This window comes from Gordonia sp. NB41Y (assembly GCF_030718915.1).
In the GTDB taxonomy this organism is placed as follows: Bacteria; Actinomycetota; Actinomycetes; order Mycobacteriales; family Mycobacteriaceae; genus Gordonia; species Gordonia desulfuricans.
On the sequence record NZ_CP132196.1, the window covers coordinates 2,283,753 to 2,296,666 of the forward strand.

General features: G+C 67.0%; 8 protein-coding genes, 1 tRNA gene and 4 pseudogenes. 4 read left to right on the forward strand and 9 right to left on the reverse strand.

What is annotated here, in order from left to right; genetic code table 11:
• Nucleotides 1-62 precede the first annotated feature (62 nt).
• On the forward strand, nucleotides 63-1,517 hold the full coding sequence (locus Q9K23_RS09815) for a DHA2 family efflux MFS transporter permease subunit (RefSeq protein WP_020789450.1): 1,455 nt from the start codon (nucleotides 63-65) through the stop codon (nucleotides 1,515-1,517).
• 13 nt (nucleotides 1,518-1,530) lie between these two features.
• On the opposite strand, the gene Q9K23_RS09820 is transcribed toward Q9K23_RS09815, so the two are convergent.
• Nucleotides 1,531-2,781, reverse strand: coding sequence for an MFS transporter (locus Q9K23_RS09820; protein WP_082365904.1), 1,251 nt, complete (start codon nucleotides 2,779-2,781; stop codon nucleotides 1,531-1,533).
• Nucleotides 2,778-3,428 (reverse strand): GntR family transcriptional regulator, encoded by a 651-nt coding sequence (locus Q9K23_RS09825; RefSeq protein ID WP_020793516.1) that lies wholly within the window; start codon nucleotides 3,426-3,428, stop codon nucleotides 2,778-2,780. Before Q9K23_RS09825 ends, Q9K23_RS09820 begins: the two co-directional genes overlap by 4 nt.
• Nucleotides 3,429-3,713: 285 nt before the next feature.
• On the opposite strand from Q9K23_RS09825, the gene Q9K23_RS09830 reads away from it, so the two are divergent.
• Nucleotides 3,714-4,934, forward strand: coding sequence for an NADP-dependent malic enzyme (locus tag Q9K23_RS09830; RefSeq protein WP_305950490.1), 1,221 nt, complete (start codon nucleotides 3,714-3,716; stop codon nucleotides 4,932-4,934).
• Nucleotides 4,935-5,484: 550 nt separating this feature from the next.
• On the opposite strand, the gene Q9K23_RS09835 is transcribed toward Q9K23_RS09830, so the two are convergent.
• From Q9K23_RS09835 to Q9K23_RS09860, 6 genes and pseudogenes are all read right to left on the reverse strand, one after another.
• Nucleotides 5,485-6,726, reverse strand: coding sequence for an HNH endonuclease signature motif containing protein (locus Q9K23_RS09835; protein WP_152972751.1), 1,242 nt, complete (start codon nucleotides 6,724-6,726; stop codon nucleotides 5,485-5,487).
• A 652-nt stretch (nucleotides 6,727-7,378) separates the two neighbouring features.
• Complete coding sequence (locus Q9K23_RS09840; protein WP_053777431.1) at nucleotides 7,379-8,395, reverse strand: zinc-binding dehydrogenase; 1,017 nt, start codon at nucleotides 8,393-8,395, stop codon at nucleotides 7,379-7,381.
• Nucleotides 8,371-8,937, reverse strand: a pseudogene (gene phnE / locus Q9K23_RS09845) (phosphonate ABC transporter, permease protein PhnE); the annotation flags it as partial. The gene Q9K23_RS09840 and the pseudogene phnE, both read right to left, overlap by 25 nt.
• 64 nt (nucleotides 8,938-9,001) lie before the next feature.
• A pseudogene (locus Q9K23_RS09850) lies at nucleotides 9,002-9,819 on the reverse strand (phosphonate ABC transporter ATP-binding protein).
• A gap of 1 nt (nucleotide 9,820) precedes the next feature.
• Nucleotides 9,821-10,785 (reverse strand): annotated as a pseudogene (locus Q9K23_RS09855) (phosphate/phosphite/phosphonate ABC transporter substrate-binding protein).
• 76 nt (nucleotides 10,786-10,861) lie between these two features.
• Nucleotides 10,862-11,374 (reverse strand): HAD family hydrolase, encoded by a 513-nt coding sequence (locus tag Q9K23_RS09860; protein WP_261977956.1) that lies wholly within the window; start codon nucleotides 11,372-11,374, stop codon nucleotides 10,862-10,864.
• Between Q9K23_RS09860 and Q9K23_RS09865 the strand changes: the two are divergent.
• A pseudogene (locus Q9K23_RS09865) lies at nucleotides 11,303-11,857 on the forward strand (GntR family transcriptional regulator); the annotation flags it as partial. The gene Q9K23_RS09860 and the pseudogene Q9K23_RS09865 sit on opposite strands and share 72 nt — an antisense overlap.
• A gap of 44 nt (nucleotides 11,858-11,901) precedes the next feature.
• On the opposite strand, the gene Q9K23_RS09870 reads toward Q9K23_RS09865, so the two are convergent.
• Complete coding sequence (locus Q9K23_RS09870; RefSeq protein ID WP_053777432.1) at nucleotides 11,902-12,579, reverse strand: VOC family protein; 678 nt, start codon at nucleotides 12,577-12,579, stop codon at nucleotides 11,902-11,904.
• Between the two features lie 95 nt (nucleotides 12,580-12,674).
• Here Q9K23_RS09870 and Q9K23_RS09875 point away from each other — a divergent pair.
• A tRNA-Thr gene (locus Q9K23_RS09875) sits at nucleotides 12,675-12,750 on the forward strand.
• Nucleotides 12,751-12,914 lie beyond the last annotated feature (164 nt).

Consider the following 12,914-nt stretch of genomic DNA (forward strand, 5'->3'; position numbering starts at 1 on the left):
CCCCCTTCTGCTTTCGATGGTGGACGTTACCGAAGCGGTGGCACCGACCGTAGGATTGGGCGGTGCCGACCGCCGATCCGAGTGTGCCGACCCCTCGCCGCAAGGCGATCATCCTGGCGACATGCTGTCTGAGTCTGCTCATCGTGTCGATGGATGCCACCATCGTGAACGTCGCACTCCCGGCGATCCGGACGGATCTCAGCGGTTCGGTGTCGGATCTGCAATGGGTGATCGACGTCTACACGCTGGTGCTGGCGAGTCTGCTGATGCTGTCCGGGGCCACCGCCGACCGGTACGGCCGCAAACGACTGTTCCAGATCGGGTTGTCGGTGTTCGCGCTCGGCTCGCTGCTGTGTTCACTCGCCCCCACCATCGGTTTCCTGATCGCCGCCCGTGCCGTGCAGGCGATCGGCGGGTCGATGCTCAACCCGGTGGCCATGTCGATCATCACGCAGGTGTTCGTCGAACCCCGCGAACGCGCCCGGGCGATCGGCATGTGGGGCGCGGTCGTGGGCATCTCCATGGCGGTGGGACCCATCGTCGGCGGCCTGCTGATCGACCTCATCTCCTGGCAGGCGGTGTTCTGGATCAACCTGCCGGTGTGTGCGATCGCGATCGCGCTGACCGCGATCTTCGTGCCGGAATCACGCTCGCCGGTGGTCCGCACCCTCGATCCGGTCGGCCAGATCCTCGCGATCATCGCCCTGGCCACCCTGGTCTACGGGCTGATCGAGGGCCCCGAGCACGGCTGGTCGTCGCCGACCACGCTGATCGTGTTCACCGTCGCCGCGGTGTCGGTGGCCGGGTTCCTGATCTGGGAGCGCCGCCATCCCGATCCGTTCATCGACCTGCGGTTCTTCGGCAGTGTGCCGTTCTCGTCGGCAACGCTGATCGCGGTCAGCGCCTTCGCCGCCTATGGCGCATTCCTGTTCCTGATGTCGATCTACCTGCAGTCGGTGCGCGGCCTGAGCGCCATCGAGACCGGCGCCTTGTTCCTCCCGCTGGCCGTCGCCACCATGATCAGTTCCCCGTTGTCGGGGGCGGCGGTCGGCCGGTACGGTCCGCGGCTGTCGCTGACGGTGTCGGGGGTGATGCTGATCGCCAGCGGTGTGCTCATGCTCGGCGTCGACGCCGACACCTCGCTGGTGCTGCTCGGTGTGGCGTTCGCCCTGTTCGGAATCGGATTCGGTGTGGTCAACGCCCCGATCACCAATTCCGCGGTGAGCGGTATGCCCCGTGAACGGGCCGGCGCGGCGTCGGCGATCGCCTCCACCAGCCGGCAGGTCGGCGTGAGCATCGGCGTCGCGCTGGCGGGCAGTGTCACCGGCGCGTCGGCGGAGGCCACGCTGGGCGCGGACTTCGCCGACGCCATGCACCCGATGTGGGTGATGGTGGTGATCCTGGCGGCGGTGATCCTGGCGCTGGGCATCATCTCGACCACCCGCTGGGGTACCCGGACCGCCGACGACATCGCCGCCCGGCTGATCGACCCGGTGCAGGAACGGGCAGTGCGCTAGACCCGTCGTACCGTCAGACCCGCATCCGGTTGCGGTGATGGCCGGCCACGGTGATCAGCAGACACACCAGCGCGGCGACGATGCCGAAGCCGAACATCTCGGTGTAGGTGACGGCGGTGCACTGCGCGGCGATCCACGCGAGGACCGCCGGGACCGCGAAGCCCAGGTAGGTGACGCCGTAGAAGACCGCGGTCAGGCCGGCAAGGTCGTCGTTGCCGCTGGAGACGGCGATGCGCTGGACCTCCAGCAGTCCGGAGATCATCGCCATGCCGTACCCGCAGCCGAGCACGGCCGCGGCGACCAGGGACATCCACACGGTCAGCAGGTGGGCGGCGACCGCGGCCAGCGCCATCCCCAACGCCAGGGTGATCAGGGCGACGACGACACCACGGTTGCCGTCCGGACGGTCGATGCGACGACCCACCGACTGGATGCCGAACCCGGCGGTCAGCCCCACCACGCAGCACAGCCCGGCGAAGGCGATGGGTGCGCCCGCGGTGCGTGCCGCCATCAGCGCCGGGATGATCGCGTAGGCGGAGGCGCAGGCGCCGAACACCCAGGGTGCGACCGGTAGGACGACGGTGAGGAAGCGGCGGTGCCGTGCCGACGGGATCTTGAGGTCGTCGATCAGACGGCCCGGGTCGGTGGCGCGCGGCCGCGTCTCGGGCACCCGCATGATCAGGACCACCGCCACACCCGCGATGACGATGTTCACCAGGTAGGACAACACCGTCGGCCACGGTGCCCACTGGGCCAGGACCGCGGCGACACCGGCACCGACACCGAATCCGGCGGTCAGGCTCATCGCACCGCGTTTGGCGCCGGCCGCGGCCTTGTCGCCGTCACGGATGCTCAGTTCGGTGATCCAGCTGCCGCCGACCGCCATCGACAGGCCCAGGGCGATACCGGACAGGACGCGTCCGACGACGAGCAGCGCGACGGTGTCGGAGCCGAGGGCCAGCAGCACCGATCCGGCGGCGGCGATGATCGGCGCCGGCAGCATCAGGGGTCGCCGGCCGATCCGGTCCGACAGCGGGCCGCCGATCAGCAGCGCCGGGACGATGCCGAGCACGTAGAGGAACAGCAGGGTGTCGACGAGGACCGCCGAGAAGTTGCCGGTGTGCCGGTACATCACCAGCAACGGGGTGAACTCGTTGCCGCCCCACGCCGACGCGAAGACCGCGAGCGCCACCGCAGGCCAGGTGGCATGCGACGGCGCCGACGGCGTGGGCGTGTGATCGACCTCGGCGGTGGTGGTGCTCATCGGGTGGCTCCGGGGATGTCGTGGACGGTGGTCAGATGACGTTCGAGCGCGGCGTCGAATCCGACGGCGTCCCGCTGTTCGATCCGGTTCAGCAGTTCGGCGTGGTCGGCGAGGATGCGATCGGTGATCGCCGGGTCGCGGTGCACGCTGGCCGTGGTCATGCGTCGATGGCGTTCGCCGAGGCCGGTGTAGAAACCGGAGAGCACCTCGTTGTCGCCGGCGGTGACGATGAGCTGATGGAACTCGGCGTCGACCCGGGAGAAGCGGGCGATGTCGTCGGCGTGGACGCCACGGTGGTCGTCGAGGTTGCGGCGCAGCCCGGCGGTCAGCGTCGTCAGGCCTGCGGATGCGGCGACCACGGTGCGGACCGCGTGCCCCTCCAGGAGGCGGCGGGCCTCGACGACGTCGCGTGCCTCGCGGTCGGTCACCGGTACCACCAGCGCCCCGCGTTTGGGATAGAGCCGCATCCAGCCCTCGGCCTGCAACCGGAGGAAGGCCTCACGCACCGGCGTCCGGCTGACCTCACAGCGCTGGGCGATCTCGCCCTCGCTGATCAGCTCGCCACCAGGGATCTCGTTGGTCAGGATGAGCTCTTTGACCTCGCCGTAGACGCGCTCCGCAGCCGAGATACCACTTGCGTTCAACATAGACACAAGTTGAATACTAGACCTCTCGACAGGGTTGGAAGCTCCCGGGTCAAGCGCCCGGGTCCATTCAATGGACCACTGTGATGGAGTCGGCACCCGAGGGTGAGAGACTGTCAGGCAATCCTCGCCCCGGCGACACCCGCCCAAGGGCGTGGGCACTCGCACACAGGCGTCGGCCACCACCCCGGCCGACGACGTACGACCCCCACACCAACGGATCATCAAGGGCGCTGATCCGGATCACGAGCGGCCGCCGGGAGGCGCCGCCACTTGAGGAGGAAGACCGTGACGAGCACGGAGAACAACGTGACCCAGGACGAGGGACTCGTGGAGCCGGCGATCGCCGATCAGCCGATCACCGACGAAGAGATCTTCATGGCACATGCCGGCGGCAAACTCTCGGTGGAGTTGCGCTCCCCGATCGAGACCCAGCGTGACCTGTCGATCGCCTACACCCCCGGTGTCGCGCAGGTGTCGCGCGCCATCCACGGCGAGTCGGCACTGGTCGACAAGTACACCTGGACCGACCGCCTGGTCGCGGTGGTCAGCGACGGTTCGGCGGTGCTGGGCCTCGGCGACATCGGCCCGCGCGCATCGCTGCCGGTGATGGAGGGCAAGTCCGCACTGTTCCGGACCTTCGCCGGACTCAACTCGATCCCGATCGTGCTCGACACCAAGGACCCCGACGAGATCGTCGAGACCCTGATCCGGCTGCGTCCGAGCTTCGGTGCGGTCAACCTCGAGGACATCTCCGCACCGCGTTGCTTCGAGATCGAGCGCCGCGTCATCGAGGCCCTCGACTGCCCGGTGATGCACGACGACCAGCACGGCACCGCCATCGTGGTGCTCGCCGCACTCAAGGGTGCGGTGCGTCTGCTCGAGCGTGATCTCGCAAGCCTGCGTGTGGTGATCTCCGGCGCCGGTGCCGCCGGTGTGGCGTGCGCCAACATCCTGCTCGCCGCAGGTGTCTCCGACGTCGTGGTGCTCGACTCCAAGGGCATCGTGTCGACCGGCCGCGAGGGCCTCAACGAGTTCAAGGACGATCTTGCCGCACGCACCAACCCGCGCGGGCTGGTCGGCGGGGCGGCCGAGGCCCTCGACGGCGCCGATGTGTTCCTCGGGGTGTCGGCGGGCAAGATCGACGAGTCACTGATCGCGTCGATGAACGAGGGCTCCATCGTGTTCGCGCTGTCGAATCCCGATCCCGAGATCCACCCGGAGGTGGCGGCCAAGTACGCCGCCATCGTCGCGACCGGACGCAGCGACTTCCCGAACCAGATCAACAATGTGCTCGCGTTCCCGGGCGTGTTCAAGGGCGCCCTCGACGCCGGTGCACGCCGGATCACCGAGAGCATGAAGATCGCTGCCGCCGAGGCGATCCTGTCCGTCGTCGCCGACGAGCTGGCAGCCGACAAGATCGTGCCGAGCCCGCTCGACCAGCGCGTCGCACCGGCCGTGGCGCAGGCCGTCGCCGCCGTAGCCGAGGCAGAGGGGCTGTGCTCCTGATCTCGCGGACCCACTGATCCGATGCCGACGCCGCCACGTCTAGCACGTGGCGGCGTCGGTGTATCCGGGGCTCGCAGCGACCACCTCAGAAGTGGTCACCATCCAACGTAGGCTGCGGAGATTTCGACACGGGTCCTCGCGATGCTCGGTCCCGGCTCAATCAGCAACTCGCCGTTGATGGTTGAGCCGACGCGGAGCGAAGCGACGAGACGTGTCGAAACCTCCGCCGGCCGAGTTACTGACGTGACCACCTCCGAAGTGCTCACCACCCAACGTAGGCTGCGGAGATTTCGACACGGGTCCTCGCTACGCTCGGTCCCGGCTCAATCATCGTAGAAGGCCCGGCTCAATCAGCAAGGTAGGCGCGGCTCAATCAAGTAAGAGGGCTCAGCTCAATTATCCACGCCCCGTTGATGGTTGAGCCGACGAGGAGCGAAGCGACGAGGCGTGTCGAAACCTCCGCCGGCCGAACTCGCCAACGCAACCAACGGAGGTCCCGACACACCACTATCTCTATGAAGTTCTCAAAGAACACAAGCTCAATCACAACTCAGGCAGCATTCGGTAGTTCGTCAGCAAACCGCCTGTGATACGCCGGGATCGGACGACGACGCCGATCCACCACCTCAGGCGGAATCAACCACGGATGCGCATCCGGACCCATATAGACATCCCACCCGTTGTGATGCACATCGGCATGACACGACGAACACAACAAACAACCGTTCGCCAGGTCGGTGGCACCACCATCCGACCAATGCGCAATGTGATGGGCCTGCGTGCGCGATGCCGGGGCACCACACTTGATACAACACCGATCCCGCTCGAACAACGCACGCCGCTGCGAAGCGGTGAACAACCGTTTCGACCGGCCCATATCCAACGGCACCCGCTCACCGTCGACGATCGTCATCACCACCACACCATCACAACTGGTTTCCAGCAAAGTGCTGTGAGTGATCGACCCACCGAACGCCAACTCCGACTTGTCAGGTGTATCCGCGGGCACCGACAGGTTGATCAACGCCGCAGGTAGCGCGGTCACCGACCGTTCCCCCGCACCAGCCGCCATATCCAACACCATCTCCAACGCATCCGCGCGGCGTCGAGGCGCTTCACGCGGATCCTTCGAACCATCCGGCTGCGGCACTGGCGCTGACAGTTTCTCGATCGCGGTCGCGAGCTTTTCCCCGACAACCACATCCAGACTCCCGGAGATAGCGACCCGCCCATCATCGGTGCGCCCGATATCCAGGGCGTTCAGATTGCGGTCTTCTTTCGCCGGGCGTCCACCCTCGGCATCCGACGAGTGATGGTCCCCCAACTGGTGTGCTCGTGCCATCACCTCGGACGGTTTCGCCCCCGACAACACTTGCGCCAGCAGATCACCCTCGAACTCGGCCCAGGTCTCGGCAGTCGGCGGTTCCCCGGCACGTAACCCGATCTGGTTGAGTCCGCGCACGATCGCATCCACATGCTCACCCGAGATCGCACCGTCGGCGGCGTGTTTCAGTGTGCGTTCCACGACCGCTGAGGTGCCGATCCGCTGCATCCGCGCGGCGACGGCGGGCGCGAGCCCCATCTCGATCAACAAGGCGATCGGTTTGTGCCCGTGCCGTTGTGCCACACCCAGCCGGTCGAGATGCCCGGCGCCGGCGGCGGTGAGCGAATCGACGAGGTTGCGTATGGTGACCAGTTTCTGCATGTTCGTAAAGACGATCTGCCCGGTCTGATCGTCGTCGAAACGACAATCGGTGAGTATGTCGATCACGGTATCCAGCTCCCCCTGCATGTGTTCCATTGTAGCGAACGTATAGGCGATGAGCAGCCGAATTAGCAAGTAGAACAAGATTTGTGGATAGATTGTGAAGGTTGTTCACCCTGGGGGTTCGGGTTCACCTGTGGGGTTGTTGGGGACATCGTCGGCTGCGGAGATTTCGACTCGGGTCCTCGCTCCGCTCGGTCCCGGCTCAATCAACGTAGAACGCGCGGCTCAATCATCAACACTCAGTGGGTGGTTGAGCCGACGAGGAGCGTAGCGACGAGACGTGTCGAAACCTCCGCCGGCCGACGTCGTCAACGTGACCACCTCGGAGGTGGTCACCACCCAACGCACGCTACAGAGATTTCGACTCGGGTCCTCGCCCTTCCGGCTCGGTCCCGGCTCAATCAGCAACGCCCAGTGGACGATTGATCCAATGAGGATTAGGTGGTCACCACCCAACGCACGCTACGGAGATTTCGACACGGGTCCTCGCTACGCTCGGTCCCGGCACAATCATCGTAGAACGCGCGGCTGAATCATCAACGGGCAGTTGTTGAGACGTGTCGAAACCTCAGACGGACGACGTCGCCACGTGACCAACTCGGAGATCTCGACTCGGGTCCTCGCGATGCTCGGTCCCGGCTCAATCATCTATGGGCCGTTGACGAATTGTGGCTGCCTATGGAGCGACTGCAACGCGCAGTTTGCCGTCGGGTGTCGGCTGTAGTGCGCTCTCGATCTCGGCGAGCGGGACAGGGGCGGTCACCAACCCCGACCACGGATACTGCTCGGCGGTGCGGGTGAGGAAGTCCACTGCCTCTTGCAGATGACGGGGCTCGTAGTTGTGTACACCGGTGATCGTCCACCAACGCCGCACGACCTGCTCCGGATCGACGTCGAGTACCGGACCGGGTGTCACCGACCCGGCGAGCACCAGAGTCCCCGCAATCTCCAGTCGAGACAACGCATCCCGGATGAACTCGGTGGCACCGGTGAAATCGAGGATCGTGTCGACGGCCCCGCCGTCGTCGGGTTCGGCACCGAACCGTGCAGACATCTCGAGCCTCGATCGGTTGCGGTCGGCGATCAGCACATGTGCACCGCGGTCGGCGCACACCGCTGCCGCGGTCATGCCCAGCATCCCGGCCCCGCCGACCAGGACGCGCAGACCCGACAGGTCACCGGCCCGCTCGACAGCTGCCATGACCGTCGCCGTGGCGCATGCTGCCGGCGCGACCACGGCGTCGGCGAGGCCCTCGGGCACGGCGACCACCGCAGTCCCCCTGGGCAACACGATGTGCTCGGCGTATCCGCCGGACAGGGCCCACCCGCTGTCGAACGACTCGTGCCCCACCTTCCGCACGTGGCGGCATTTGGCGGTCAGGCCGCGGATGCAACGATCACACTCGCCGCAGGCCACGGTCACCGACCACACCACCCGGTCGCCGACGGCGGCCGTGGCACCGTCGCCGACAGCCACCACCTCCCCCACCGACTCGTGGCCGAGTACCGACGGGCACGGTGACTGCCGGCGGCCGGTGACGGTGTGCAGGTCGCTGCCGCACACCATCGCCAGCCGGATCCGGACGATGGTCTCGCCAGGACCCGGTGCGGGAATCGGCATCTCGACGATGTCGATGCGACTCCCGCCGCGCCAGACGGCGGCACGGGTCAGACCAGTTGTGAGCGTATCCATCCGGACAACCTCTCGATAGCGAAGACGATCACGAAGATGACGATCACGATGGCACCGGCAACATCGAAGTTGAGGGTGCGGATCGACTCGAACTACAGGAATCCGATCCCGCCGGCACCGACGATGCCCAACACCGTGGAGGCACGGATGTTGACGTCGAGCATGTAGAGACCCGAGCCGACGATCGACGGCATCGCCTGTGGCAGAACGGCGGCGAACAGCGTCTTCCACCAGCCGCATCCCACCGACCGTGCCGCGTCGACGGGTCCCTCGTCGATCTCCTCGAGCGCGTCGGCGACGAGCTTGGCGAGGAAGCCGATGGAGCCGATCGCCAAGGCGCACGGACCGGCGACCGGACCCAACCCCAGTGCCGCGACGAACACCACGGCGAGGATGAGTTCGGGGACCGCCCGGACCACGAGAACCCATGCCCGGGCCAGCCAGTACACCACCGGATGCGGAGTCACGTTGCGGGCGGCCAGGATTCCCACCGGGATCGACAGCACCGCACCGACGGCGGTGGCGACCACGCCGATCGCGACCGGCCCCGTCCCCCGGGCGCCGCCGAGGGCGGGGATGCCTGCGGTCGGGTCAGCAGGGACGTGTTCATCGCAACGAGACCGAACCGCTCGACGACGCCGCGAGATCGGGATCGACGCGCTGATAGACCTCCATCACCTCGTCACGGGACAGGCCGAGCGTGGAACGATCGAGGACCTTCTGGCCGGTCCGCAGTCCGACGACAGGGTGCGCCCAACCCAAGGCCAGATCGACCTGATGCAGCGTGCACAGGATGGTGAGTTTCTTCTCGACGCACACCTGGAACAGCAGATCCATGACGGCACTGGCATTTTCCGGATCCAGCGAGGCCACCGGCTCGTCGGCGAGCAGCAATGCGGGCTTCTGCATCAGGGTGCGTGCGATCGCGACACGCTGCTGCTGGCCTCCCGACAGGGTGTCGGCGCGACGGTTGGCGAGGTCGGCGAGCCCGACCCGGTCGAGGTGGTCGAGCGCGGCCTGCCGCATCCGCTTGGGATAGGTCAGCTCACCGTAACGGGGGAAGCGCAACTCCCCCAGCCCACCGAGCAGCACGTTCTCCAGGCAGCTGATACGCCCCACCAGGTTGAAGTGCTGGAACACGAAACCGACCTGGCGGCGGAGTTCACGCATCTCACGCCGCCCGCCTGGTCGACACGATGGCCGACCACGTCGACCAGCCCGGACGAGGTGGGGTGCAGACCGTTCAGGCAGCGCAGGAACGTCGACTTCCCCGACCCCGAGAGGCCCAGTAGCACAACGAGTTCACTGCGGTGGACATCGAGCGAGACGTCGTCGACGGCCAGGGTGTTGCCGAAACGCTTGGTCAGTCCTTCGACGTGGACGACGAGATCGTCACCGGCCACCGAATGTGTGGGTGCAGGCATGTCAGCTCGCACACTTCTCGGACTTGGTGACGTCGCAGACGTGGCGGACGCCGTCGTAGTCCTGGTCGGTGGCCGGGACCACGCCCCAGGCTCGCTCGTCGGTGATCAGGCAGGCGTCGCCGGTGCAGATACCGGCGGCCTCCATCGAGTCCTTGTTGATCTTCTCGGTGAAGACCTTCTCGAGCTTGTCGATGGCCTCGGTGCCGAGGGAGTCGTTGGCGGCGAAGACCGATCCGGCGATCGTCTCCGACTTCCACACGGTCTTGACCTGACCGGGCTTCAGGTCGCCCTCTCGACGAGGGTCGAGTCGACCATCGAGTCGAAGGCGAATCCGGCGTCGCAGTCCCCTGCGGCCACCGACAGCGCCGACGAGTCGTGTCCTCCGGCGTAGACCGGGGTGACGCCCGCCGCGATGTCGGCCTCGGTACCGGACTTGATCACGCCGGCCTCGATGAGCCCGGCGGTCGGGTACAGGAATCCCGATGTGGACCCCGGGTCGACGAAGCACACCGTCTTCCCCGCGAAATCCTTGATGCTGTTGATCGATCCGTTGTCGGCCTTGGTGATTCCGTACGACTGGTAGCCCGGGGCCTCGCCCTTCTCGGACACGACGGCACCGAGCGGGGTGATCTCGGCGCCGTTGAGACCGGCCACCACATAGGCGAACGGACCGAAGAACGCGAGGTCGACGTTGTCGGCGATCATGCCCTCGACCACCCCGGCGTAGTCGGAGGCCTGGACGAACTCGACCTTCGAGCCGGTCTCCTGCTCGATCACGTCGATCACCGGGGCGTAGCTGGACTTCAGGTCGGAGGAGTTCTCGGCCGGGATCGCGGCGAGGGTGATGGTCTCGGGGAATCCCTTGTCGTTGAGGGCATCCGAGTTGCCGCCCGAGCAGGCGGCGAGGACGAGGGCGGTTGTCGCGAGCGCAGCGGTGAGGGCCAGGCGCGACCGACGGAGCTTCATGAGAGGGAGCCTTTCTTCGTCAGTTCGTGAGGTGATGGGTGGTGCGGCGGGGCAAGGCGGCGGGCGGCGGGGTCGGTCAGGCGGTGCGCAGGACGGAGTCCAGGTCGGCCACCGAGGCCAGGACGTGGTCGGCGCCGGCGGCGCGGAGGGCGGCCTCGTCGTGGGCGCCGGTGAGGACGCCGACGGCGATACCGGCGCGGGCGGTGCGAGCGGTCTCGATGTCGCTGGAGGTGTCACCGACGACGAGGACGTTGGCCATGCCGTCGACCTGGGCGCCGAGCGCGGCGGCCAGGACGAGGTCGGGGTAGGGACGACCCCGCAGACCGGCGACGGGGGCCAGGACCTGGTCGACCACGTCACCCCATCCCAGGACATCCAGAATCCGCTGCTGGGTGGCCGGGCTGAAGCCGGTGGTGAACGCCGTGGCGATACCGCGGGCCCGCAGCGAGGCGAAGAGCTCTGCGGCACCGGCGACCGCCTGCACACCGCCGGAGATCAGTTCACCGTAGGCGCGCTCGAAGGTCTCGTCGACGGCAAGATCGAGCGACGCGGCCGGATGACGGTGGTCGCCGGGCCCAAGATCCTGCAACCGCTGTCGATGGGTTCCTACACCGAGGCCGCCCGCGAACGCGGTATGGAGGCCCGCCGCATCCTGGTGGGCTGGACACCCATGACCGCCGATGCCGCGCTCGCGAACCAACTGGAGATCGCTGTCGGCGATCCGGTGATCCAGCTCGAGCGTGTGTTCACCACCGGCAACGTCCGCGTCGGCCTCGAACGCACCCGGCTACCCGCCTACCGCTACCCCGGCCTGGAAGAAGGCTTCGAGGTCACCTCGTCGCTCTATGCCGAGTTCGGCCGGCGCGGGGTCCGGTTCGGCCGAACCGAGGACAACATCGAGGCCACTCTGCCCGACGCGCGGGAGGCCGCACTCCTGCACGTCGACGCGCGCACACCGATGTTCCTGTTCAATCGCCTGTCCTATGACGCCGACAACGTCCCCATCGAGCAGCGGCGCTCGCTGTACCGGGGCGATCGGATGACGTTCACACAGACGATGTCCTCCGACTGATCGCCCCCGAACCACATCCCTGACCTGCGTATATCAGGGCGGTGTCAGGCCCCGTCCTCCTCGCGGTCCTGCCAGGTGCACAGGCAGATCTCGTTGCCCTCGGCGTCGGCGAGCACCCACCAGGCCGGCGCGTACTCGTCGGTCACCAGCCGTCCGCCGGCGTCGAGTCCCGCCTGGATGCGGTCGGCGACGACGTCGTGCGGCACCCACAGGTCGACGTGGGTGCGGCTGCGCTCGGGTCGTGGCAGATCCATCTGCTGGAACCAGACCGGCGGCAGGATGCCGTCCGGGTCGGTCAGGTCGGCCAGGGTGTGGCCCGGGTCGTCCCGGTAGCCGAGCACGGCCCGCCAGAACGGCCGGATCCGCTCGGCGTCGGCGGTGTCGATGGCCACGTCGAATCGCGCCGGCGGTGCGGCCAACGGCTCGAGACCCATCTCGTCGGCGATCCCGGCGATCGCATTCGCCAGGGCGACGTCGGCGGCGGTGAGCCGACGCGAACTGTGCGTACTGACGGTGAAATGGACTGAGCCGTAACGTAGATCGACGTCGGGGTGATGGTCGGCGGCTTCTGCCGCCTCGATCACCCGGGCGACGAACTCGCCGCCGGTCACCATGTTGCGGGTGCGGTAGGCGGCCTGCAGGGCGTCGGCGATGACACGCCACGGTTCGGCGACCTCGTCGGACGCCGTGGCCGCGCTCACCGGGGTGCGTGGAGAGGACATACTCCGACGATACGACGCCCACCGCCCGGGATGGACCCCGTTTTGGTTCCCGTGCACACGCTCGCTACACTCGTGAGCGCTGCCTCGCGCAGCACGCCGCCCTAGCTCAGTCGGTAGAGCAATTCACTCGTAATGAATAGGTCAGGGGTTCGATTCCCCTGGGCGGCTCCACGAGTAACAGCAGGTAGAGGGGTATTTCTACCGGATGCATCAAACCTACGCGAATGCGCACAGAGGGCCGTTAGCACACACAGAGCACACACACGGCTCAATGCTCAGCGACGCTAAGAGTCGTGCTTAACGGTCAACCGACACAACTGTGCAGTAGCATCACC

What these genes read in the sequence shown, in the direction of transcription:
- Q9K23_RS09820 (WP_082365904.1), bottom strand. Translation starts at nt 2,781, where the DNA reads ATGAGCACCACCACCGCCGAGGTCGATCACACGCCCACGCCGTCGGCG.
- Q9K23_RS09825 (WP_020793516.1), bottom strand. Translation starts at nt 3,428, where the DNA reads ATGTTGAACGCAAGTGGTATCTCGGCTGCGGAGCGCGTCTACGGCGAG.
- Q9K23_RS09835 (WP_152972751.1), bottom strand. Translation starts at nt 6,726, where the DNA reads ATGCAGGGGGAGCTGGATACCGTGATCGACATACTCACCGATTGTCGT.
- Q9K23_RS09840 (WP_053777431.1), bottom strand. Translation starts at nt 8,395, where the DNA reads ATGGATACGCTCACAACTGGTCTGACCCGTGCCGCCGTCTGGCGCGGC.
- Q9K23_RS09870 (WP_053777432.1), bottom strand. Translation starts at nt 12,579, where the DNA reads ATGTCCTCTCCACGCACCCCGGTGAGCGCGGCCACGGCGTCCGACGAG.